The 21,410-nt window shown below is 59.8% G+C and carries 22 protein-coding genes; 4 read left to right on the top strand and 18 right to left on the bottom strand.

What is annotated here, in order from left to right:
• The first annotated feature begins 100 nt into the window (after positions 1–100).
• The 3 genes from KGB25_RS21595 to KGB25_RS21605 all read left to right on the top strand — a co-directional run bounded on the left by KGB25_RS21595 (position 101) and on the right by KGB25_RS21605 (position 3,331).
• Positions 101–1,048: a LysR family transcriptional regulator gene (locus tag KGB25_RS21595; protein ID WP_008042417.1), complete on the top strand. Its 948-nt coding sequence runs from the start codon at positions 101–103 to the stop codon at positions 1,046–1,048.
• A 78-nt stretch (positions 1,049–1,126) separates the two neighbouring features.
• Positions 1,127–2,506: an exodeoxyribonuclease VII large subunit gene (xseA, locus tag KGB25_RS21600; protein ID WP_032832722.1), complete on the top strand. Its 1,380-nt coding sequence runs from the start codon at positions 1,127–1,129 to the stop codon at positions 2,504–2,506.
• Positions 2,507–2,509: 3 nt separating this feature from the next.
• The gene (locus KGB25_RS21605) at positions 2,510–3,331 is read left to right on the top strand and encodes a M23 family metallopeptidase (RefSeq protein WP_008042419.1); all 822 of its coding nucleotides are present in this window, start codon (positions 2,510–2,512) and stop codon (positions 3,329–3,331) included.
• 117 nt (positions 3,332–3,448) lie between these two features.
• Here the strand turns inward: KGB25_RS21605 and KGB25_RS21610 are convergent, their stop codons facing one another.
• Positions 3,449–3,805, bottom strand: a complete 357-nt coding sequence (locus tag KGB25_RS21610; RefSeq protein ID WP_008025532.1) for a hypothetical protein — start codon at positions 3,803–3,805, stop codon at positions 3,449–3,451.
• A gap of 388 nt (positions 3,806–4,193) precedes the next feature.
• Between KGB25_RS21610 and leuA the strand changes: the two genes are divergently transcribed.
• A complete protein-coding gene (leuA, locus tag KGB25_RS21615) occupies positions 4,194–5,873 on the top strand; it encodes a 2-isopropylmalate synthase (protein ID WP_008025530.1) in 1,680 nt (559 codons plus the stop codon).
• Between the two features lie 194 nt (positions 5,874–6,067).
• On the opposite strand, the gene KGB25_RS21620 is transcribed toward leuA, so the two are convergent.
• The 17 genes from KGB25_RS21620 to iscU all read right to left on the bottom strand — a co-directional run bounded on the left by KGB25_RS21620 (position 6,068) and on the right by iscU (position 21,368).
• Positions 6,068–6,859, bottom strand: a complete 792-nt coding sequence (locus KGB25_RS21620) for an amidohydrolase (protein ID WP_192228441.1) — start codon at positions 6,857–6,859, stop codon at positions 6,068–6,070.
• Positions 6,847–7,995 carry a pyridoxal phosphate-dependent aminotransferase gene (locus tag KGB25_RS21625; RefSeq protein WP_008042421.1) on the bottom strand — a complete coding sequence of 383 codons (1,149 nt, stop codon included), beginning with the start codon at positions 7,993–7,995 and terminating at the stop codon, positions 6,847–6,849. The genes KGB25_RS21620 and KGB25_RS21625 overlap by 13 nt, the downstream gene beginning before the upstream one ends.
• Positions 7,996–8,220: 225 nt before the next feature.
• Positions 8,221–9,690, bottom strand: coding sequence for a ribosome biogenesis GTPase Der (gene der / locus KGB25_RS21630; RefSeq protein WP_008025521.1), 1,470 nt, complete (start codon positions 9,688–9,690; stop codon positions 8,221–8,223).
• Positions 9,691–9,829: 139 nt separating this feature from the next.
• Entirely contained in the window at positions 9,830–10,981 is a 1,152-nt protein-coding gene (gene bamB, locus KGB25_RS21635; RefSeq protein WP_032828591.1) for an outer membrane protein assembly factor BamB, read from the bottom strand.
• Positions 10,974–11,615: a tetratricopeptide repeat protein gene (locus tag KGB25_RS21640; protein ID WP_192228439.1), complete on the bottom strand. Its 642-nt coding sequence runs from the start codon at positions 11,613–11,615 to the stop codon at positions 10,974–10,976. The genes bamB and KGB25_RS21640 overlap by 8 nt, the downstream gene beginning before the upstream one ends.
• A 42-nt stretch (positions 11,616–11,657) precedes the next feature.
• A complete protein-coding gene (hisS, locus tag KGB25_RS21645; protein ID WP_008042422.1) occupies positions 11,658–12,947 on the bottom strand; it encodes a histidine--tRNA ligase in 1,290 nt (429 codons plus the stop codon).
• Between the two features lie 23 nt (positions 12,948–12,970).
• The gene (gene ispG / locus KGB25_RS21650) at positions 12,971–14,080 is read right to left on the bottom strand and encodes a flavodoxin-dependent (E)-4-hydroxy-3-methylbut-2-enyl-diphosphate synthase (RefSeq protein WP_007903603.1); all 1,110 of its coding nucleotides are present in this window, start codon (positions 14,078–14,080) and stop codon (positions 12,971–12,973) included.
• A 3-nt stretch (positions 14,081–14,083) separates the two neighbouring features.
• Complete coding sequence (locus tag KGB25_RS21655; protein WP_223436577.1) at positions 14,084–15,160, bottom strand: helix-turn-helix domain-containing protein; 1,077 nt, start codon at positions 15,158–15,160, stop codon at positions 14,084–14,086.
• Entirely contained in the window at positions 15,160–15,918 is a 759-nt protein-coding gene (pilW, locus tag KGB25_RS21660; RefSeq protein WP_008042429.1) for a type IV pilus biogenesis/stability protein PilW, read from the bottom strand. Before pilW ends, KGB25_RS21655 begins: the two co-directional genes overlap by 1 nt.
• Before the next feature lie 17 nt (positions 15,919–15,935).
• Positions 15,936–17,078, bottom strand: coding sequence for a 23S rRNA (adenine(2503)-C(2))-methyltransferase RlmN (gene rlmN, locus KGB25_RS21665; RefSeq protein ID WP_008025507.1), 1,143 nt, complete (start codon positions 17,076–17,078; stop codon positions 15,936–15,938).
• A gap of 28 nt (positions 17,079–17,106) precedes the next feature.
• Entirely contained in the window at positions 17,107–17,532 is a 426-nt protein-coding gene (ndk, locus tag KGB25_RS21670; protein WP_007916882.1) for a nucleoside-diphosphate kinase, read from the bottom strand.
• Between the two features lie 88 nt (positions 17,533–17,620).
• A complete protein-coding gene (iscX, locus tag KGB25_RS21675; RefSeq protein WP_008025505.1) occupies positions 17,621–17,821 on the bottom strand; it encodes a Fe-S cluster assembly protein IscX in 201 nt (66 codons plus the stop codon).
• Positions 17,822–17,835: 14 nt separating this feature from the next.
• Positions 17,836–18,177: an ISC system 2Fe-2S type ferredoxin gene (gene fdx, locus KGB25_RS21680; protein WP_008025503.1), complete on the bottom strand. Its 342-nt coding sequence runs from the start codon at positions 18,175–18,177 to the stop codon at positions 17,836–17,838.
• Positions 18,177–20,042, bottom strand: a complete 1,866-nt coding sequence (hscA, locus tag KGB25_RS21685) for a Fe-S protein assembly chaperone HscA (protein WP_223436579.1) — start codon at positions 20,040–20,042, stop codon at positions 18,177–18,179. Before hscA ends, fdx begins: the two co-directional genes overlap by 1 nt.
• A gap of 51 nt (positions 20,043–20,093) precedes the next feature.
• On the bottom strand, positions 20,094–20,615 hold the full coding sequence (hscB, locus tag KGB25_RS21690) for a co-chaperone HscB (protein WP_008025499.1): 522 nt from the start codon (positions 20,613–20,615) through the stop codon (positions 20,094–20,096).
• Positions 20,616–20,623: 8 nt separating this feature from the next.
• Entirely contained in the window at positions 20,624–20,947 is a 324-nt protein-coding gene (iscA, locus tag KGB25_RS21695; RefSeq protein WP_003227904.1) for an iron-sulfur cluster assembly protein IscA, read from the bottom strand.
• Between the two features lie 34 nt (positions 20,948–20,981).
• The gene (gene iscU / locus KGB25_RS21700; protein ID WP_003443374.1) at positions 20,982–21,368 is read right to left on the bottom strand and encodes a Fe-S cluster assembly scaffold IscU; all 387 of its coding nucleotides are present in this window, start codon (positions 21,366–21,368) and stop codon (positions 20,982–20,984) included.
• Positions 21,369–21,410: the final 42 nt, after the last annotated feature.

Here is a 21,410-nt window from a genome sequence, read left to right on the forward strand (position 1 = left end):
CTGCACGCCTTTATCAAATACCTGTGATGACTTTAGCCAGCGCCGAGCCTTGCGACTAATATCTTCAAAGCCGACCTCTCATCTCAAAAAGGCATGACTCGTGCTTTCAACCCGTCAATTGCGTTACTTCGTGGAAATCGCCGAGTGCGGCAGCTTCAGTGCAGCCGCTGAGCGTTTGTTTGTTGCGCAGTCAGCCTTGAGCCGGCAGATCAAGGACATGGAAACCCGCCTGCAAACCCCGCTGTTCGAACGCACGGCGCGCCAGCCGCGACTGACCGCCGCTGGCGAGGCGTTCTTGCCGCGCGCCAGAAACCTGCTGAACGAACTGACCAAGGCCAGTGAAATGGCCACCCAAGTGGGCAACGGGCAACTGGGCACCTTGCGCCTGAGTCACTCCAGCACCGTGCCCATGAGTGGTCGCCTGCTACGGGGTATCAGTGCTTATCTGGACCAGCAGGCCGGCGTGTCCATGGAGATCGTCAAGCTGTCTTCCGAAGCGCAGCTTGAAGCGTTGGTCGACAATCGACTTGATGTCGGACTGCTGCGCCTGCCGGTGTTGCGCCAACGTGAAGGCGTGCAGATTGTTCCTTTGTATAGCGAACGATTGCTGCTGGCCGTTCCACCCAATCATCGGCTGGTTGTGGATAAGTCCGCTCAGGGCATCGATCTGGCGCAGTTGAAGGATGAAGCCTTTATCTCCATCCCTCACCCGCAGCGCGGCGGTTTGAGTTATCTGTCCGCCGAGCTGTGTATGCGCCAGGGATTTTTCCCGAAGGCAGCCCGGGTGGTCTCGCGCAAAACCACGCAACTGCAATTGATCCAGGCCGGATTCGGCATCGCGCTGCTGCCGGAGTCGATGCAGGACATCGCGCCACCCGACATTCATTTCCTGCCCCTGGCCGACCCGGATTGCCACAGCACCGTCGCCCTCGCCTGCCGGCAGAATCCCACGGCGCTGATTCAACACTTCATAAATGTCTGCACAGACCATTGTGGGAGCGAGCCTGCTCGCGATAGCGGTTTAACATTCAATAGCACTGTCGACTGACACACTGCCATCGCGAGCAGGCTCGCTCCTACAGGGGGATCGTGCATTCGGCTGGAGAATGCCTTTATCATGCGCCCCATGATTAAAGATCCCTTTGCAAGACTCGGCCTGGACCGTGAAGTCCTGACTGTCAGCCAGCTCAACGGCCGCGCGCGGGTGTTGCTCGAAGACGTGTTCAGCAATATCTGGGTCGAAGGCGAAATCTCCAACCTCGCTCGCCCGGCGTCCGGCCACGTGTATTTCACCCTCAAGGACAGCGGCGCCCAAGTACGTTGCGCGCTGTTTCGGCAGAACGCGGCGCGGGTTCGTCAGGCGCTGAAGGACGGCCTGGCGGTCAAGGTGCGCGGCAAGGTTTCGCTGTTCGAAGGCCGTGGCGATTATCAGCTGATTCTCGACACCGTCGAGCCGGCCGGTGACGGTGCGCTGCGCCTGGCCTTCGATGCCTTGAAGGAAAAACTCAGCGCCGAAGGCCTGTTCAGCGCCGAGCGCAAAGTGCCGCTGCCGGCGCATCCGCAGCGCATCGGCATCATCAGTTCGCCGACCGGCGCGGTGATCCGCGACATCATCAGCGTGTTCCGCCGTCGCGCACCGCAGATCCAGCTGACGCTGATCCCCACCGCCGTGCAGGGCCGTGAAGCGACGGCGCAGATTGTCCGCGCGTTGAAACTGGCGGACGCCCGTGGTTTCGATGCATTGATCCTGGCCCGTGGCGGCGGCTCGCTGGAAGACCTCTGGTGTTTCAACGAAGAAGCCGTGGCCCGCGCCGTGGATGCTTGCGTGACGCCGATTGTCAGCGCCGTCGGCCATGAAACCGATGTATCGATCAGTGATTTCGTGGCCGACGTTCGCGCCCCGACGCCGTCCGCCGCCGCTGAACTGCTGGCGCCGGATTCCAGCGACCTGGTGCGTCGGGTCGAAAGCCTGCACCGCCGGCTGGTGATGCGCATGCGTGACCGCCTGATGCGTGATCGCCTGCGCCTGGAAGGCATCTCTCGTCGCCTGCGCCATCCCGGTGAACGTCTGCGCCAACAGGCGCAACGTCTGGATGATCTGGACATGCGCATGCGCCGCGCCTTCGAGCGCAGCCTCAACACCCGTCGCGAACGGCTGATCCGCCTGGAAACCCGCCTCGCCGGACAACATCCGGGGCGGCAACTGGCGATGTTGCGTCAGCGCCTCGACAGCCTCGCCGAACGCCTGCCTCGGGCCATGCGCGAAGGGCTCAAGTCCCGTCGTCTGCAACTGCAAAGCCAGGTGCAGACCCTGCACGTGGTCAGCCCTTTGGCGACCCTCGGCCGTGGCTACAGCATTTTGCTGGACGAGCGTGGCAACGCGATCCGCAACGCCGCGCAAACCCACAACGGCCAGCGCCTGAAAGCCAAACTGGGTGAAGGCGAACTGCAAGTGCGGGTCGAAGACAATCACCTGACGCCTGTCACCCTTTCTTTACTGGATTGATCCATGCCGCGTTTTTTAGCTTCGCTGCTGTTGCTGTGCCTGACCTTCAACGCCCACGCTGACAGCTACATCACCCGCCTGTTGAACAAACCGGTTCCGGGGGGCGTGGCGGTGGTGGATCTGGGCGCGGCGGCCCAGGCGCCGAAAGCCAGCTATCAAGGCAAACCGGTGCTGGTGGTCAAGGAACAGGACAATTGGCTGGCGATTGTCGGTGTGCCGTTGACGGTCAAGCCGGGGGCGCAGTCCATCAGCAGCGGCGGCCGCAACCTGAGTTTCACCGTTGGCAACAAGAAGTATCCGGAACAGCGCATCACGTTGAAAAACACTCAACAGGTCAATCCTGACCCGGACAATCTCAAGCGCATCGAGCGCGAACTGGCCGAGCAGATTGCCGCGTACCGCACGTTCAGCCCGAATACGCCGAGCAACCTGCTGCTGGACAAACCGGTCAACGGCCCGCTGTCGAGCAAGTTCGGCGTGCGCCGTTTCTTCAACGGTGAAGAGCGCAATCCCCACTCAGGCCTGGATTTCGCCGTGGGCGCCGGCACGCCGATCAAGACCCCGGCAGCGGGCAAAGTGATTTTGATCGGTAACTACTTCTTTAACGGCAACACGGTGTTTGTCGACCACGGGCAGGGCTTTATCAGCATGTTCTGTCACATGTCGAAGATCGATGTGAAGGTGGGGCAGCAACTGGCGCGTGGTGGTGTGGTTGGCAAGGTCGGTTCGACTGGGCGGGCGACCGGGCCGCACATGCACTGGAATGTCAGCCTGAATGATGCGCGGGTGGATCCGGCGATTTTCATAGGCGCGTTTCAACCTTGAATCTTCGCTGAAGCGAATGGCCATTTCGCGGGCAAGCCTCGCTCCCACATTTACCGTGTTCACACCGAACAAATGTGGGAGCGGGCTTGCCCGCGAAGGCGGCATCACTGACAACAATTACTCCGCGTCCAGGTCCTCTATCCCATGGACCTCTCGATCCGCCAGGCAGTGTTTGACCCACTCCTGCGTCTCGACTGAAAACCAGCTCAACTCCTCTGCCGTGATCAACTCCCGCGCGCACAACCCAAGCAAGTGCGAGCGGGCTTCATGACGCGAAAACCTGAAAACACCAAACGCCCAGTACAGCTCCTTTTGCCCGGCTTTCAGCAGCTCCTCGCTGGCATCTATTCGTTCGTAGGGCGCGTTGCTCTTATCCAGCAGCGTTTTTTCGACATCCGACAAAATCCGCTCGCACATCCGCTCATGTGCCACCGGCCGTAACACGCAATACTGCTTCCAGTCAGACTCGTTCATCGCCGACTCCTGAATGCCAGTCGAGGCTTTAAGAATAGCCCGACTGTCAGCGCCCGGCGCTCAAACCATCAATTGCGCATCGCTTGAAGCTCGCGCAAAAAACCAAACAATCACAGGGACTCACAGCAATAAAATCTCGATAAATACGCGTTCGCGAGTATTCCTCTCAATTTTTTTCGACTGCTTGCCATCCTTCACCCTCGCGGTTAGGGTTGAAGACATGAAAACCTCTCACACCCTCATTCAGCTTCGCCAGCACCGCAGCCTGTGCCTCGTCAGCGCACGACTGCCGGGCTGAATCGCGACGCCTCGTTTTACGCTTTTCCCCAAGAACTTTTGATCCACCGGCAGGCCGCCTTTTTTCGGCCCACACAATAAGGATTTCCCGATGAGCATGCTCAAAGACCCGTCTTCGAAATACCGCGCGTTCCCGACCATCGACATTCCGGACCGCACCTGGCCGTCGAAGACCATCACCGCCGCGCCGATCTGGTGCAGCTCCGACCTGCGCGACGGCAACCAGTCGCTGATCGAGCCGATGGACGCGGTCAAGAAGCTGCGTTTCTGGAAAACCCTCGTACAGGTTGGCGTGAAAGAAATCGAAGCGTCCTTCCCGGCTGCGTCGCAAACCGACTTCGACTTCGTGCGTACCCTGATCGAAGGCAACCACATCCCGGACGACACCACCATTCAGGTGCTGACCCAGGGCCGTGAAGACCTGATCGAGCGCACCTTCGAATCCCTGCGCGGGGCGAAGAAAGCCATCGTTCACCTGTACAACGCGACCTCCCCTTCCTTCCGCCGCATTGTCTTCAACCAGGACAAGGACGGGATCAAGGCCATCGCCGTGAACGCCGCCAAGCTGTTCGTCAAATACGCGGCCCAGCAGCCGGACACGCAGTGGACCTTCGAATACTCGCCGGAAACCTTCAGCGCCACCGAGCTGGAGTTCGCCAAGGAAGTCTGCGACGCGGTCATCGAAGTCTGGAACCCGACGCCTGAGCACAAGGTGATCCTCAACCTGCCGGCCACCGTCGAATGCGCGACCCCGAACATCTATGCCGACCAGATCGAATGGTTCGGCCGCCACATCAACCGTCGTGACAGCGTGATCATCAGCCTGCACACCCACAACGACCGTGGCACCGGCGTGGCCGCCACCGAGTTGGGCCTGATGGCGGGTGCGGATCGTGTCGAAGGCTGCCTGTTCGGCAACGGCGAGCGTACCGGCAACGTCGACCTGGTCACCGTGGCACTGAACCTCTACACCCAGGGCATCCACCCTGAGCTCGATTTCTCGGACATCGACGGCGTGCGCAAAGTCGTCGAAGAATGCAACCAGATCCAGGTGCACCCGCGTCACCCGTACGTCGGCGACCTGGTTCACACCGCGTTCTCCGGCTCCCACCAGGATGCCATCCGCAAGGGCTTCGCCCAGCAGAAACCGGACGCCCTGTGGGAAGTGCCGTACTTGCCGATCGACCCGGCCGACATCGGCCGCAGCTACGAGGCGGTGATCCGCGTCAACAGCCAGTCGGGCAAGGGCGGCATCGCTTACCTGCTGGAACAGGAATACGGCATCAGCTTGCCGCGCCGCATGCAGATCGAGTTCAGCCAGGTCGTGCAGCGTGAAACCGATCGTCTGGGCCTCGAAATGACCGCCCAGCAGATCCACGCGTTGCTGCACAGCGAGTACTTGCAGGCCAACACCCCGTACGCGCTGGTCAGCCATCGCCTGCAGGAAGAAAACGGTCACAGCGCCGTGGAAGTGGAAGTTTCCGGCAAGGGCCAGGGCGAAACCAACCTGCACTGGCGTGGCAAAGGCAACGGCGCGCTGGAAGCGCTGGTGGCCGGTCTGCCGATTCCGGTGGAGATCATGGACTACAACGAGCACGCCATCGGTGCGGGCACCAACGCCAAGGCCGCGGCCTACATCGAACTGCGTGTGGAAGGCCAACGTGCGGTGCACGGCGTGGGCATCGATGAAAACATCACCACCGCCAGCTTCAAGGCCCTGTTCAGCGCGCTGAACCGCTCGTTGAGCCAGCCGGAAGCGAAAGCGGCATAAAGTCACCGCTGTAATGCAAAAGGCCCCTTGGTGAAAACCTTGGGGCCTTTTGTTTGCCGGCAATATTTATGTTGTCCGTGCCGACCCCATCGCCAGCAAGCTGGCTCCTACAGTTGACCGCGTAGGTCAGAACAACTCGGTCAACTGTAGGAGCCGGCTTGCCGGCGATGGGTCCTTGTCAGGCAGAGAAAATCTCAGGTGAACTCGAACGTATCCGCATCCAGATTCGCCGGAAACCGCGTGCGATAAGCCGCCAGTTCCGCTGCATCCAGAACAACCTGAAACACCCCGTCCGCCTCACCGGCGCTGAGCAATGTCTCGCCCTGAAAATCCAGGACCTGACTGTCGCCGGTGTACGCAAAGCCTTTCCCGTCAGTGCCGATGCGATTCACCGCCGCCACATAGCACAGGTTTTCGATCGCACGCGCCGGCAGCAAACGGTTCCAGTGCTGGCGCCGCGCACCCGGCCAGTTGGCGGTGTACAGCAACAGGTCTGTGTCCTGGGCATCGCGGCTCCACACCGGGAAACGCAGGTCGTAGCAAATCAGCGGCCGGACGCGCCAGCCTTTGAGCTCGAACTGCACCTGGCGCTCGCCCGGCGTGTAGTGATTGTGCTCACCGGCCATGCGGAACAAGTGGCGCTTGTCGTAGTGCCAGACTTCGCCATCCGGTCGTGCCCACAACAGGCGATTGCGATGGCTGCCATCAGCGGCCTGAACGATGATGCTGCCGGTGATCACCGCATCGAGTTTTGCCGCCTGGACGCGCAACCATTTGCTGGTGGGACCGTTTTCCGCCTCGGCAAGCGTCTCGGACTCCATGGAAAAACCGGTGGTGAACATCTCCGGCAGGATGATCAGGTCCGCGCCACGAGCCTGCTCCAGCAGTTGCTCGAAATGCTCCAGATTGGCCTGGCGGTCGTGCCAGGCCAGGGTTGTCTGGATCAGCGCGATGGTCAGATTCGGCAATGCACTCAGATCACGCATAGTTTTGCCGCTGCTTCACGCAGGGTCTCCTCGCGTTTGGCGAAGCACAGGCGCACCAGGCGCTGGCCTTCGGGTGGCGTCTGGTAGAACACCGAGATCGGGATGCTCGCCACGCCGTGTTCGCGGGTCATCCACAGCGCCATCTCGACGTCGTTGAGGTCGGGACGGATCTGCGAGTAATCGACCAACTGGAAATAGGTGCCGGTGACGCGGGTGAAACTGAAACGCGATGGCATCAGCAAGTCGCAGAACAGATCGCGCTTGGCCTGGTAGAAGCCGGGCAATTCTTCGACGTGTTCAGGATGCTCCGCCATGAAGTCGGCCAAGGCGTATTGCAAGGGGGTTACGCCGCAAAAATTGACGTACTGGTGCACCTTGCGCAGCTCTGCAGACAAGGCCGGTGGCGCGACCACGTAGCCGGTTTTCCAGCCAGTGACGTGGTACGTCTTGCCGAAGGAGCTGACCACGAAGGCGCGCTGATACAGCTCTTCATGGGCCAGCACACTGACATGGGGCACACCGTCGTAGACCAGGTGCTCGTAGACCTCATCGCTGATCACATAGATGTCGCGGTCACGGATCAACGCCGCCAGTTGGTCCAGCTCGGCACGGTTGATCAGTGCGCCGCTGGGATTGTGCGGGGTATTGAGGATGATCATCCGCGTGCGCGGACTCAGCGCCTGGGCGAGCTTTTCGAAATCGATGCTGAAGTCGTCCAGCCCCAGTTGCACGTGAACGCAACGGCCACCGGCCAGCTGGACCGAGGGCTCGTAACTGTCATAGGCCGGATCAAACACGATGACTTCGTCACCGTTGTGGATAACGGCCTGAATGGCGCAAAAAATCGCCTCAGTCGCACCGGGAGTCACGGTCACTTCGCTGTCCGCATCGACGGTGACGCCATAGCTGCGGGCAATTTTCGCCACGATCTGCTGACGCAGTACCGGCAGGCCGGTCATCGGCGAGTACTGGTTATGGCCATTGGCAATGTGCCGACCCACCGCATCGCACAAGGCTTGCGGGGCATCGAAATCGGGGAAACCCTGTGACAGGTTGATCGCCCCGGTTTGCGCCGCGAGCTGAGACATCTGCGTGAAGATAGTGATGCCGACATTCGGCAGCTTACTGGTGATCATCGGTGATTCCCTGCTCTACACCCGGCTCTAACGGCGGCGCGGGAGAGCCCGAGGATAGCCAAACGGCGCCCATAAAAAAAGGGCGCCAGTGGCGCCCTTCTTCTCGAACCCGATCCCGTAGGAGCGAGGCGAGCCCGCGAACGCAACACCGCGGTGTATCAGATACACCGCGTTATCGTTCTTCGCGGGCAAGCCTCGCTCCTACAGAGGCGAGCCAGCCTTGAATCAGCGCTTGTCGCGGCGCTTCTTGTCGGCTTTCTTGTGGTGCGACATCAAGCGACGCTTCTTGTTGACCTGACGGTCAGTGAGCGAGTTCTTGTTGCCTTCGTACGGGTTCTCGCCGCCCTTGAACTCGATGCGGATCGGCGTACCGACCAGCTTCAAGACACGACGGTAAGTGTTTTCCAGGTAACGCACGTAAGACTTCGGCACCTTCTCGATCTGGTTACCGTGAATCACGATGATCGGCGGGTTGGCACCACCCAAGTGCGCATAACGCAGCTTGATCCGGCGGTTGTTGACCATCGGTGGCGCGTGCTCGCCGACCGCATCTTCCAGAATCTGGGTCAGGCGGTTGGTCGGCCAGCGGGTGACCGCGGACTTGAACGAGTTCTGTACGGAAGCGTAGAGGTTGCCCACGCCCGTGCCGTGCAGCGCCGAGATGAAGTGGATGTCGGCGTAGTCAACGAAGAACAGTCGACGTTGCAGCTCGACCTTCACGAAGTCACGCTCGCTCGGCGTCATGCCGTCCCACTTGTTGATCGCGATGACCAGCGCACGACCCGACTCAATGGCGAAGCCCAGCAGGTTGAGGTCGTGGTCCACCACGCCTTCGCGGGCGTCCATCACGAAGATCACCACGTTGGCGTCTTTGATCGCTTGCAGGGTTTTGACCACGGAGAATTTTTCGACTTCTTCGTGGATCTTGCCGCGCTTGCGCACACCGGCGGTGTCGATCAGCGTGTACTTCTCGTCGTTACGCTCGAACGGGATGTAGATACTGTCGCGGGTAGTGCCGGGTTGGTCATACACGATAACCCGGTCTTCACCGAGCATGCGGTTGACCAGGGTCGACTTGCCGACGTTCGGGCGGCCGATGATGGCGATCTTGATCCCGTCTTTTTCGCTTGGGCCAGGAATGCGCTTGGCTTCCTCGCCTTCGGCAACGTCCTCTTCCTCGCCTTCTTCCAGCTCTTCTTCGTCTTTCGGGAAGTCGCTCAGGGCGATTTCCAGCATCTGGGTGATGCCACGACCATGAGCACCGGCGATCGGGATCGCGTGGCCCATGCCCAACGGGGCGAATTCGGCGCGGGCCATTTCAGGGTCGATGTTGTCGACCTTGTTGGCAACCACGTACGAACGCTTGTTACGTTTGCGCAAATGCTCGGCGATCATCTGGTCGGCGGCGGTGAAACCGGCCTTGGCATCTACCAGGAACAGAACGACATCGGCTTCTTCAATGGCCAGCAGCGACTGCTCGGCCATTTTTTCGTCCATACCGTGCTCGTCACCGGAGATACCGCCAGTGTCGACCAGAATGTAGGAACGCCCTTGCCACTTGGCCTCACCGTATTGGCGATCACGGGTCAGACCGGACAAGTCGCCGACGATGGCGTCGCGAGTCCTGGTCAGGCGGTTGAACAAGGTGGACTTGCCGACGTTCGGTCGGCCCACCAGGGCGATTACGGGAACCATGCGGCTCTCCACTTCGTTATTTCAGAAAATACAAAAGCCGCTGCGAGGCAGCGGCTGGTGCTCGGGGCAGCGTTTGAAAACGCTGCGAGCCCCGCAGAACGGGGCCGCTTGGGGGTTAACCCCAAGCATAGTCAAAACATTACTTGATGGTCAGGGCTTCCAGTTTGCCGCTGTTGCCATACAGATAAATCGTGTCACCCACCACCAGCGGACGGGCACGCAGGCCGTCGCTGTCAATGCGTTCGCGGCCGACAAAACGACCGTCCACCTGGCTCAGCAGGTGCACATAGCCTTCCATGTCACCGACTGCAACATAGCTGGAGAACACTTCCGGAGCCGACAATTGACGGCGAGCCAGCGAGTCGTTGCTCCACAAGGCTGTGGTGGAACGCTCGTCAACGCCTTCAACGGTGCCCGAGGCCAGGCTCACGTACACAGTGCCGAAGCCCTGCGCAACGCCGGCATAGCTGGAAGCATCACGCTGCCAGAGCTGACGACCGCTTTCCAGGTCCAGTGCCGCAACGCGACCCTGATAGCTGGCGACGTACAAGGTACCGCCGGACAGCAGCAGGCCACCGTCGATATCGACAACGCGCTCCAGCTCCGAACGACCTTGTGGGATCGCAACCCGCTGTTCCCACACCGGCACGCCGTTGGAGATATCGAGCGCAACCACTTTACCGGTCGACAGGCCAGCCACCGCAAGGCGGTTGGTCACGATCGGCGCACTGGTGCCACGCAGGGTCAGGACCGCAGGCGTGCTGTCATACAACCAGCGCTGGTTGCCGGTGGAGGCATCCAGACCGATCAGACGGTCATCCTGAGTCTGAACGACCACCACGTCACCGTTGTTGGCCGGCGGCGCGAGAACTTCGCTGGACACGCGAGCGCGCCATTTCTCCTCACCGTTGGTGGCGTCCATCGCAACGATTTCGCCCTTGGTCGTACCGATCACGAGCAGGCCATAACCTACGCCAACGGCGCCGGAAACAGGCAGTTCGAGGTCTTTCTTCCATTTGACGTCGCCATTGCTGCGATCCATCGCCATCACCACGCCAGTGACGTCGGCGGCATAGATGGTATCGCCATCGATCGCCGGAACCAGCATGTTGTAGGTTTCGCCCTGACCGTCACCGATCGAACGACTCCACTGCTTTTGCAGGACCACTTCTTCTTTGAAGTCGACCAGCTCGGCAGGCGGCAATTCTTTTTTGCTGTTGCTGCTGCAACCCGCGGCCAAAACGGCCAGAGCCAGCAATGCTGCATGTTTCCAACGGATCACGTCACGCATCCCCTTTGGCCAGATCGTCCAACTTGATTTGTAGGCCACCGACTGCCGCTTCATCCGACAGTGCCGCCTTGGCTTTTTGATACGCAGCGTGCGCTTCGTCGGTACGACCCAACTGCACCAGCAGGTCGCCCTTGAGTTCTTCGCGGGTGGCGAGGAATGCTTTATCGGCATCGCCTTCGAGCAGTTTCAGGGCTTCATCGACCTTGTTCTGCGCGGCCAGTACCTGCGCCAGGCGCTGACGGGCGATTTCGCCCAGTGCCGGGTTGGCCGGTTTGGCAACGATGGCTTTCAGCTCGGTGGCGGCGTCGTCCAGCTTGCCGCTGTCGACCGCGACTTTCGCCACGAACAGGCTGCCGTATTGCGCGTAGGCGCTGCCGCCAAATTCGCTGTTGAGCTTGCCGGCCAGGTCCGAAACACGGGCGGCATCAGGCTTGCCGTTGGGCGTCAGCGTGGTTTCGAGCAATTGCTGATAGAGCATCGAGGCGCCTTGCGACTGATTGCTCTGATACTTTTGAAAGGCTTGCCAGCCGAACACGATGACCAGCGCCAACAGGCCGCCAGTGACCAGGGGCTTGCCGTTGCGTGTCCACCAGTCCTTCAAATCCGCCAGCTGTTCGTCTTCGGTACTCGACACCCCAATACTCCTTAATCGCTAAATCGGCTGTTTATGACAGCTTCAACCCTGCACGACGCAGGTGGCCAGGTGTGCAGCAAGCGCATCCCAGGCAATGCTTTGTTGTTCGCCCTGGCCACGCAGGGGTTTGAAACCTACCACTTGCTGGGCCATTTCGTCGTCACCGAGGATCAGCGCGTACAGCGCACCGCTCTTGTCGGCCTTCTTGAATTGACTTTTGAAGCTGCCGGCGCCGGCATTGATCTGCAAGCGCAGGTTGGGCAACTGATCGCGCACCTTCTCGCTCAACGTCAGGGCCGCCAACTCGGCAGCCTCGCCGAATGCGCAGAGATAGACGTCGACCTGACGGGAGATCTCTTCCGGGATCTGCTCCAGGGTTTCAAGCAGCAGCACCAGGCGCTCGATGCCCATGGCGAAACCAACGCCCGGGGTCGGCTTGCCGCCCATCTGTTCCACCAGACCGTCGTAGCGGCCGCCAGCACACACGGTGCCTTGAGCGCCCAACTTGTCGGTGACCCACTCGAAAACCGTCTTGCTGTAGTAATCCAGCCCGCGTACCAGCTTCGGGTTGATCACGTAAGGAATACCGGCGGCGTCCAGGCGAGCCTTGAGGCCCTCGAAGTGCACGCGGGATTCGTCGTCGAGGTAGTCGGCCATTTTCGGCGCGTCGACCAGGATCGCTTGAGTGTCGGCGTTCTTGGTGTCCAGAACGCGCAACGGGTTGGTCTTCAGACGACGCTGGCTGTCTTCGTCGAGCTTGTCCAGGTGAGCGGACAGGAACTCGACCAGCGCTTCGCGATAACGACCACGGGATTCGCTGGTGCCCAGGCTGTTGAGCTCGAGCTTGACCGCATCACGGATGCCCAGCTCGCCCCACAGGCGCCAGGTCAGCACGATCAGCTCGGCGTCGATGTCCGGACCGTCGAGGTTGAACACTTCGACACCGATCTGGTGGAACTGGCGATAACGGCCTTTCTGCGGACGTTCGTGGCGGAACATCGGGCCGATGTACCAGAGTTTCTGCACCTGGCCGCCGCCAGTGATGCCGTGCTCGAGCACCGCACGCACGCAAGCCGCCGTGCCTTCAGGGCGCAGGGTCAGCGAATCACCGTTACGGTCTTCGAAGGTGTACATCTCTTTTTCGACGATGTCGGTCACTTCACCGATCGAGCGCTTGAACAGCTCGGTGAACTCGACGATCGGCATGCGGATCTGCTTGTAACCGTAGTTATCCAGCAGACGCGAAACGGTGCCCTCGAAATGACGCCACAGGGGAGTCTGTTCGGGCAGGATGTCGTTCATGCCACGAATGGCTTGCAGAGACTTGCTCACTTTAAATCCTTAAATTCGTTCGATCAGCCGCGAGCGATTACAGCTGCGTCAGCTTCGACCTTCTCGGCCGCTTTCTGGCGGATCAAGCGTTCAAGCTCATCCACCAGATTGTCATTCGTCAGTTTCTGCGACGGCTTGCCGTCGATGTAAATCAGGTTTGGCGTGCCGCCGGTCAAGCCGATATGGGCTTCCTTGGCTTCGCCCGGCCCGTTGACCACGCAACCGATGACCGCGACATCCAGCGGCACCAACAGATCTTCGAGGCGCCCTTCCAGTTCGTTCATGGTCTTGACCACATCGAAGTTCTGCCGCGAGCAGCTCGGGCAGGCGATGAAGTTGATGCCACGGGAACGCAGGTGCAGGGATTTGAGAATGTCGTAGCCGACTTTCACTTCCTCGACCGGGTCGGCCGCCAACGAGATGCGGATAGTATCGCCAATCCCTTCGGCGAGCAGCATACCGAGGCCCACGGCGGATTTCACTGTGCCTGAACGCAAACCACCGGCTTCGGTGATGCCCAAGTGCAGCGGCTGGACGATTTCCTTGGCCAGCAAGCGGTAAGCAGCGACGGCCATGAACACGTCGGAGGCTTTCACGCTGACCTTGAAGTCCTGGAAGTTCAGGCGCTCAAGGTGCTCGACGTGACGCAGGGCAGATTCGACCAGCGCGGCCGGGGTCGGCTCGCCGTATTTCTTTTGCAGGTCTTTTTCCAGGGAACCGGCGTTGACGCCGATGCGGATCGGAATCCCGCGATCACGGGCGGCATCGACCACCGCACGCACGCGGTCTTCACGACCGATGTTGCCCGGGTTGATCCGCAGGCAATCAACGCCCAGTTCGGCTACGCGCAAAGCGATCTTGTAGTCGAAGTGGATGTCGGCCACCAACGGCACTTTGACCAGTTGCTTGATCTTGCCGAAGGCTTCGGCGGCGTCCATGTCCGGCACGGAAACCCGCACGATATCAACGCCAGCGGCTTCCAGACGATTGATCTGGGCAACGGTGGCGGCAACGTCATTGGTGTCGCTGTTGGTCATGCTCTGCACAGCGATGGGCGCATCGCCGCCAACAGGCACGTTACCGACCCAGATTTTCCGGGATTCGCGACGCTTGATTGGAGATTCGCCGTGCATGACTTATTGACCCAACTTCAGGCGAGCAGTCTCGCCACTGGTGAATGGAGCGACATCAACCACCTGACCGTTGTAGCTGACCTGCGCGCCACGGGCGAAGCCCAGACGCACGGCAAACGGCGGCTTACCACTGAGGGAAACGGTTTCGCCTTTGCGCTTGAGACCACTGAGCAGCACTTTGCCAGTGCCGTCGGTGACTTGTGTCCAGCAATCAGCGGTGAATTGCAGTTGAACCTGGCCTTGGCCGGCAACCGGAGCAGCCGGAGCAGCCGCTGCCGGAGCAGGAATGGTCGGCGTTACCGAGGCAGTTGCAGGCGGGGTCGACACAACCGGAGCCGTCGGGGCCGCAGGCGCGACAACTGGCGCGGTGCTGTGCGCCGGGGCAACGGGTGCCGGAGCAGCCGGCGCGGTGTTATGTGTCGGTGCAACTGGCGCCGGGGTAGCCGGTGCGGCCGGAGCGACCACAGGCGTAGCCGGCTCAGCTTCAGCCGGCGCTTCAGTCGAAGTCTCGGCTTGCGGCAATGCGAGAGCGGTCGAACTTTCAGCCTGACCTTCCGCGACAGCCTGGTCTTCCGGCTCGTCCAGCGGATGGATCTGGGTGGTGCCGTCGGCGCCTTCGACTTCAACGTGCTCCGGGCTCAGGCTGATCAGGTCCTTGGTGCGCAGTGAGGTTTGATCCTGCCACCAGATGAAACCGCCGCCGATCACCGCGATCAGCAACAGCAGGCTGACGATTCGCAAAATAGTGTGGGAAACCCGAACCGGCTCTTCGATGCGCCCCAGGCTGTGGACGTTGGCGCCCTGGGAGTCGGTTCCGGTGGATTGGTCGAATTGCTGAACCAGAACGGTCTGGTCCATGCCGAGCAATTTGGCGTAGGCGCGAATATAACCGCGGGCAAAGGTATGCCCCGGCAGCTTGTCGAATGCGCCGGCTTCCAGATTACTCAGGGAATTAACGGTGAGGTTGAGCTTGAGGGCCACTTCGGCCAGCGACCAGCCATTGCTTTCGCGGGCCTGGCGCAAAGTCTCACCGGGGTTAACGCGATTCGCTGCTACAACTTCGGGATGCGCCGCTTTCATCATTGCTCCGACAGGTATTGCTGATATTCCGGCGTACCGGGATAGAGTCGTTTTAGTTGCAGGCCATAACTGGCTGCCTTGTCGCGATCTTCGAACACTTTTGCCAGCCGAACGCCGAGCAATAGACTACGTGCATTTTGCTCGGTGAGCAGGCTAAAACGGTCGTAATAGTCACGCGCGGGCACATAATGCCTGTCTTCGTAAGACAACTCAGCCATTTCCAGCAATGCACGGGGTTGCTGACGGTTCAAACGCAAAGCTTTTTCCAACTGCTGCTGGGCCAGATCACGCTGGCCAAGCTTGGAAGCGGTCATGCCCAGGTTCTCGAACACTCGCGAACGCTCAGGATACAGGGTATCGGCAGCGGCTTGCTCGAAGCGCTCGTAAGCCTCTTTGTAACGTTTCTGTTCGAAAAGAAAACTGCCGTAATTATTCAGGATACGGGCATCGTTGGGGCGGGAAGATAGCGCCTTGCGAAAGTGCTCATCCGCCAGCTCCGGCTCCATCTCGGCCTGAAAAACCAGACCCAATGCGGCATTGGCGTCAGGATCCGAACCGTCCAGCTCCAAGGCCTTTTTCAGCGGGACCTTGGCGCGTTCGGTCATGCCCTGCTGCAAATAGCCCAAGCCCAGTTGCACGTAGGCAACTCGCGCTTCATCGCGGCCCTTGCTGGTCTTCATCGGATTGAAATCGCCCGACAGGACGCAGCCAGTACAAAGACTGGCCAACAGCAAAAGCAGCGCAAAGCGCAGGGACATAGAGATCCTCTCTTGAATTATTTCGCAGCGTTCGAAGCCATATCGTTGTCGGCGCTCAACTCGCGCACGGCGATATAACGTTCACTGCGACGGGTGCGATCCAGCACCTGCCCTACCAATTGGCCACACGCGGCATCGATGTCTTCACCGCGGGTGGTGCGTACGGTGACATTGAAACCTGCATGGTGAAGCTGATCCTGGAAGCGACGAATCGCATTGTTGCTCGGACGCTCGTAACCGGAATGCGGGAACGGGTTGAACGGAATCAGGTTGATCTTGCACGGGATGTTCTTGAGCAACTCGATCATCTCAACGGCATGTTCAACCTTGTCGTTGATGTCCTTGAGCAAGGTGTACTCGATGGTCAGCACGCGTTTTTCGCCCAGGGACGACATGTAGCGCTGGCACGACTCGAGCAGCATCTTAAGCGGATATTTCTTGTTGATCGGCACCAATTGGTTACGCAATGCGTCATTCGGTGCGTGCAGGGACAACGCCAGGGAGACGTCGATGTGCTTGGACAGCTCATCGATCATCGGCACCACGCCGGAGGTCGACAGGGTCACACGGCGCTTGGAAATGCCGTAACCCAGGTCGTCCATCATCAGATGCATGGCTGCAACGACGTTGTCGAAGTTCAGCAGCGGCTCGCCCATGCCCATCATCACCACGTTGGTGATGGCACGGTCGGCGGTCGCCGGGATGCTGCCGAACGATTTATTGGCAATCCACACCTGGCCGATGACTTCGGCGGCGGTGAGGTTGCTGTTGAAACCTTGCTTGCCGGTGGAGCAGAAACTGCAATCCAGGGCACAGCCTGCCTGGGACGAAACGCACAGAGTGCCGCGTTTGCCCTGGGGAATGTAAACGGTCTCGACGCAGCTGCCGGACGCCACGCGCACCACCCATTTACGGGTGCCGTCGGTGGAAATGTCCTCGCTGACGACTTCAGGACCGCGAACTTCGGCAATGGCCTTGAGCTTGTCGCGCAGGGCCTTGCTGACGTTCGTCATGGCGTCGAAATCATCGACGCCAAGGTGGTGAATCCATTTCATTACCTGACCGGCACGGAAACGCTTCTCCCCGATTGAGTCGAAGAATTTTTCCATTTCCTGTTGAGTCAGACCCAGCAGGTTGGTTTTTACAGTCGATGTAGTCATGGATTCACCTTCACTCTTAAGCCAATGCTTAGCGAGTGGTTACTTCAGTAGCTGCGAAGAAGTACGAGATTTCGCGAGCAGCAGCGGCTTCGGAGTCCGAACCGTGTACAGCGTTGGCGTCGATGGAATCAGCGAAGTCAGCACGGATGGTGCCGGCAGCAGCTTCTTTAGGGTTGGTAGCGCCCATCAGCTCACGGTTCAGAGCGATAGCGTTTTCGCCTTCCAGAACCTGAACAACAACAGGACCGGAGATCATGAAAGCAACCAGGTCGCCGAAGAAACCACGAGCGCTGTGCTCAGCGTAGAAGCCTTCAGCTTCGGCTTTGGACAGTTGCTTCAGTTTCGAAGCTACAACGCGCAGGCCTGCTTTTTCGAAACGAGTGGTGATCTCGCCGATGACGTTTTTAGCAACAGCGTCAGGCTTGATGATGGAGAAAGTACGTTGAACAGCCATGGTGTAACTCCAGAAACGGTAATTTGTGAAAAATTAAACCCGCGAATTATACGCGGGTTCTTGGGTATTGCCTAACCTGCAGCGTGGCTCAGTCGCGTTCTTCGATCCAGTGGGCCTGAATGGCCTCGAGGATCTTTTCGCCACAATGCTCAGGCAGGTCGTCGAACTCGGGCAATTCCATCACCCACTTGCGCAGATCGACGAAGTTGACCGACAAAGGGTCAACATCGGGCTTGCTTTCAGCCAGCTGGATTGCGATTTCCAGCACATCAGTCCACTTGAGACTCATGACAGTTCCTTGAATCAGTGCGGCGCTTCGGCGGCGTGGTTGAGCGAGTACTTCGGAATCTCGATGGTCAGGTCTTCGGTCCCGACGATCGCCTGGCAGGCCAGACGCGATTGAGCTTCCAGACCCCAGGCACGATCGAGGAAATCTTCTTCCAGTTCATCCGCTTCTTCCAGCGAATCAAACCCTTCTCGAACGATGCAGTGACAAGTGGTACAGGCGCAAACGCCGCCACAGGCACTTTCCATCTCGATATGGTGCTCATGGGCCAGTTCGAGAATCGATGTACCGGGCTCAGCCTCGACCACCATGCCTTCCGGGCAAAACTTCTCGTGTGGCAGAAAAATGACCTGCGGCATCAGTTATCCTCGATTTCATTCAGATTGCGCCCCGCCAGCGCGGCTTTCACCGTCGAGTCCAGGCGGCGGGCAGCAAAGGCATCGGTGACTTGCGACAGACGCTTGGTCTGCTGCTCAATGGCGTAACCATCGGCACCTTTCATCAGTTCGGTCAGTTCCTGCATCTGCAATTCGATGACCATGCGCTCCTCGGCGTCGAGCAAACGCTCGCCGTCGGCTTCGAGAGCGGCTTGCACCGCTTCGATCAGACGCTGGGCATCGACCTGCTGCTCACGCAGCACACGGGCGACCTTGTCGTCGTTGGCGTGCTGGAACGAATCCTTGAGCATCTTGGCGATTTCGCCGTCGGTCAGGCCGTAGGACGGCTTGACCTGAATGCTTGCTTCAACACCCGAACCCAACTCACGGGCCGAGACACTGAGCAGACCGTCGGCGTCGACCTGGAAGGTCACGCGGATCTTCGCTGCACCCGCGACCATCGCCGGAATGCCGCGCAACTCGAAGCGTGCCAGGGAACGGCAGTCGCTGATCAGCTCGCGCTCACCCTGCAACACGTGGATCGCCATGGCCGACTGGCCATCTTTGTACGTGGTGAAATCCTGGGCACGAGCGACGGGAATGGTGGTGTTGCGCGGAATCACCTTCTCCATCAGGCCGCCCATGGTTTCCAGCCCCAGGGACAACGGAATCACGTCGAGCAACAGCAGTTCGCCGCCATCGCGCTTGTTGCCGGCCAGCGTATCGGCCTGGATCGCGGCACCGATGGCCACCACTTGATCCGGGTCGATTTCAGTCAACGGTTGGCGACCGAAGGCTTCGGCGACGGCTTCACGAACGCGAGGCACACGGGTCGAACCGCCGACCATGACCACCGCGTGCACGTCTTCCAGCTCGACGCCGGAATCACGCACCGCGCGACGGCAGGCTTTCAGGCTGCGAGCAACCATCGGCTCGATCAGCGCATTGAACGCATCGCGAGTCAGCTCGGCTTTCCAGTCGCCATAAGCGACTTCAACGACCGCAACATTGGTCAGCGCTTCCTTGGCCGCGCAGGCAGTTTGCAGCAGGTTACGTTGCGCACCCGGATCGAGATCGGCGGACAAACCGGCGCTCTCGATGATCCAGCCGGCAATCGCATGGTCGAAGTCATCGCCGCCCAGGGCGCTGTCGCCGCCGGTGGCCAGCACTTCGAACACACCGCCGGTCAGGCGCAGAATCGAAATATCGAAGGTGCCGCCGCCCAGGTCATAAATCGCGACCAGGCCTTCAGCATGTTGATCCAGACCGTAAGCCACGGCAGCGGCGGTCGGCTCATTGAGCAAACGCAGCACGTTGAGGCCGGCCAGTTTGGCCGCGTCCTTGGTGGCTTGACGCTGAGCATCGTCGAAATAGGCCGGAACGGTGATCACCGCCCCCACCAGTTCGCCACCCAATGTCGCTTCAGCGCGCTGACGCAACACCTTGAGGATATCGGCGGAGACTTCAACCGGGCTTTTCGGCCCCTGAATGGTTTCGATGAACGGCATGTGCGACTCGCCACCGACAAAGCGGTACGGCAGTTGCTCGCCCAATTGCTTGACGTCGGACAGACCACGACCCATCAAGCGCTTGACCGACAGCACGGTGTTCAACGGATCGGTAGCGGCAGCCAGCTTGGCCGACTCGCCCACTTCGACGCGATCGGCGTGGTAACGCACGGCGGACGGCAGGATGACCTGCCCGTCAGCGTCAGCCAGAGGCTCGGAAAGACCACTGCGCAATGCAGCGACCAGCGAATTGGTAGTGCCCAAGTCGATCCCCACAGCCAGACGACGCTGGTGCGGTTGAGGACTTTGGCCGGGTTCGGCGATCTGCAGTAGGGCCATCGTGATCAGGACTTATCTGTATATCAGGCGTGCGACCGGAGCGGCACTGGGTTAATCGTCGAGGCGCTCTTCTAACTGGCGCACTTCGTAGGTGAGCTTGTCGAGGAACTGCATGCGCCGCATCAGGCGTTCGGCCTGTTCACGTTGCGCTGCATCATTCCAACAGGCTGCGAAACTGTCGTTCAGTTTTTCCTGAGCAACTTTCAAACGACGCTTGAAGACGGCAACGCCATTCAGGTCGGCGCTGTCCTGCAGGTCTTCGAGCTCTTCGCGCAACTCCATCTGTTGCAGAAGAAACTCCGGATCATGCACCGTGACCTCCAGCGGCAGCTCGCCACCATTCAGGGCGAGCAGGTATCGCGCGCGCTTCGGGGGACTTTTGAGCGTCTGGTAGGCCTCGTTGAGGCTCGCGGATTGCTCTAGCGCCAGCCGTTGCTCGCGCTCGGAAGCGTCCGCAAAACGGTCCGGATGAACACTGCGCGCCAACTCACGGTAGCGCGTAGCCAGCTGATCGAGGTCCAGATTGAAACTCGGTTGCAGCTCAAATAAAGCGAAATGACAAGGAGTACCCACAAGAAGCCTCAGATGTTGAAGCTTTCGCCGCAGCCACATTCACCGCGTACGTTGGGGTTGTTGAACTTGAAGCCTTCGTTCAACCCTTCCTTGACGAAATCGAGCTCGGTGCCGTCCAGGTAGGCCAGGCTTTTCGGGTCGATGATCACTTTCTCGCCGTGACTTTCGAACACCTGATCCTCGGCAACCACCTCGTCGACAAACTCCAGCACGTAGGCAAGGCCGGAACAGCCCGTGGTGCGAACACCCAGACGAATCCCTTCACCTTTGCCGCGCCCGTCGAGGGAGCGTCGCACGTGTCGAGCAGCCGCTTCTGTCATGCTGATAGCCATCGGTGACTCCTTACTCGTCGCAAAATCTTGAAAATCAGATCAAGCCTTTCTTCTGCTTGTAGTCGCGAACGGCCGCTTTGATAGCGTCTTCAGCGAGTACGGAGCAGTGAATTTTCACCGGCGGCAGAGCCAGTTCTTCGGCCAGTTGAGTGTTTTTGATGGTCTCTGCTTCATCCAGAGTCTTGCCTTTCATCCACTCGGTCGCCAGGGAGCTGGAGGCGATAGCCGAACCGCAACCGTAGGTCTTGAACTTGGCGTCTTCGATGATGCCTTGCTCGTTGACCTTGATTTGCAGGCGCATCACGTCGCCGCACGCCGGAGCGCCGACCATGCCGGTGCCGACATCCGGGTCTTCCGCGTCCATCTTGCCGACGTTACGCGGGTTTTCGTAGTGGTCGATGACCTTTTCGCTGTAAGCCATGATTCTTAATCCTCACTCATCAGAGAGTCGCTCTTGAAGCCC

It is taken from the genome of Pseudomonas sp. BF-RE-21 (assembly GCF_019947305.1).
Lineage (GTDB): Bacteria > Pseudomonadota > Gammaproteobacteria > Pseudomonadales > Pseudomonadaceae > Aquipseudomonas > Aquipseudomonas migulae.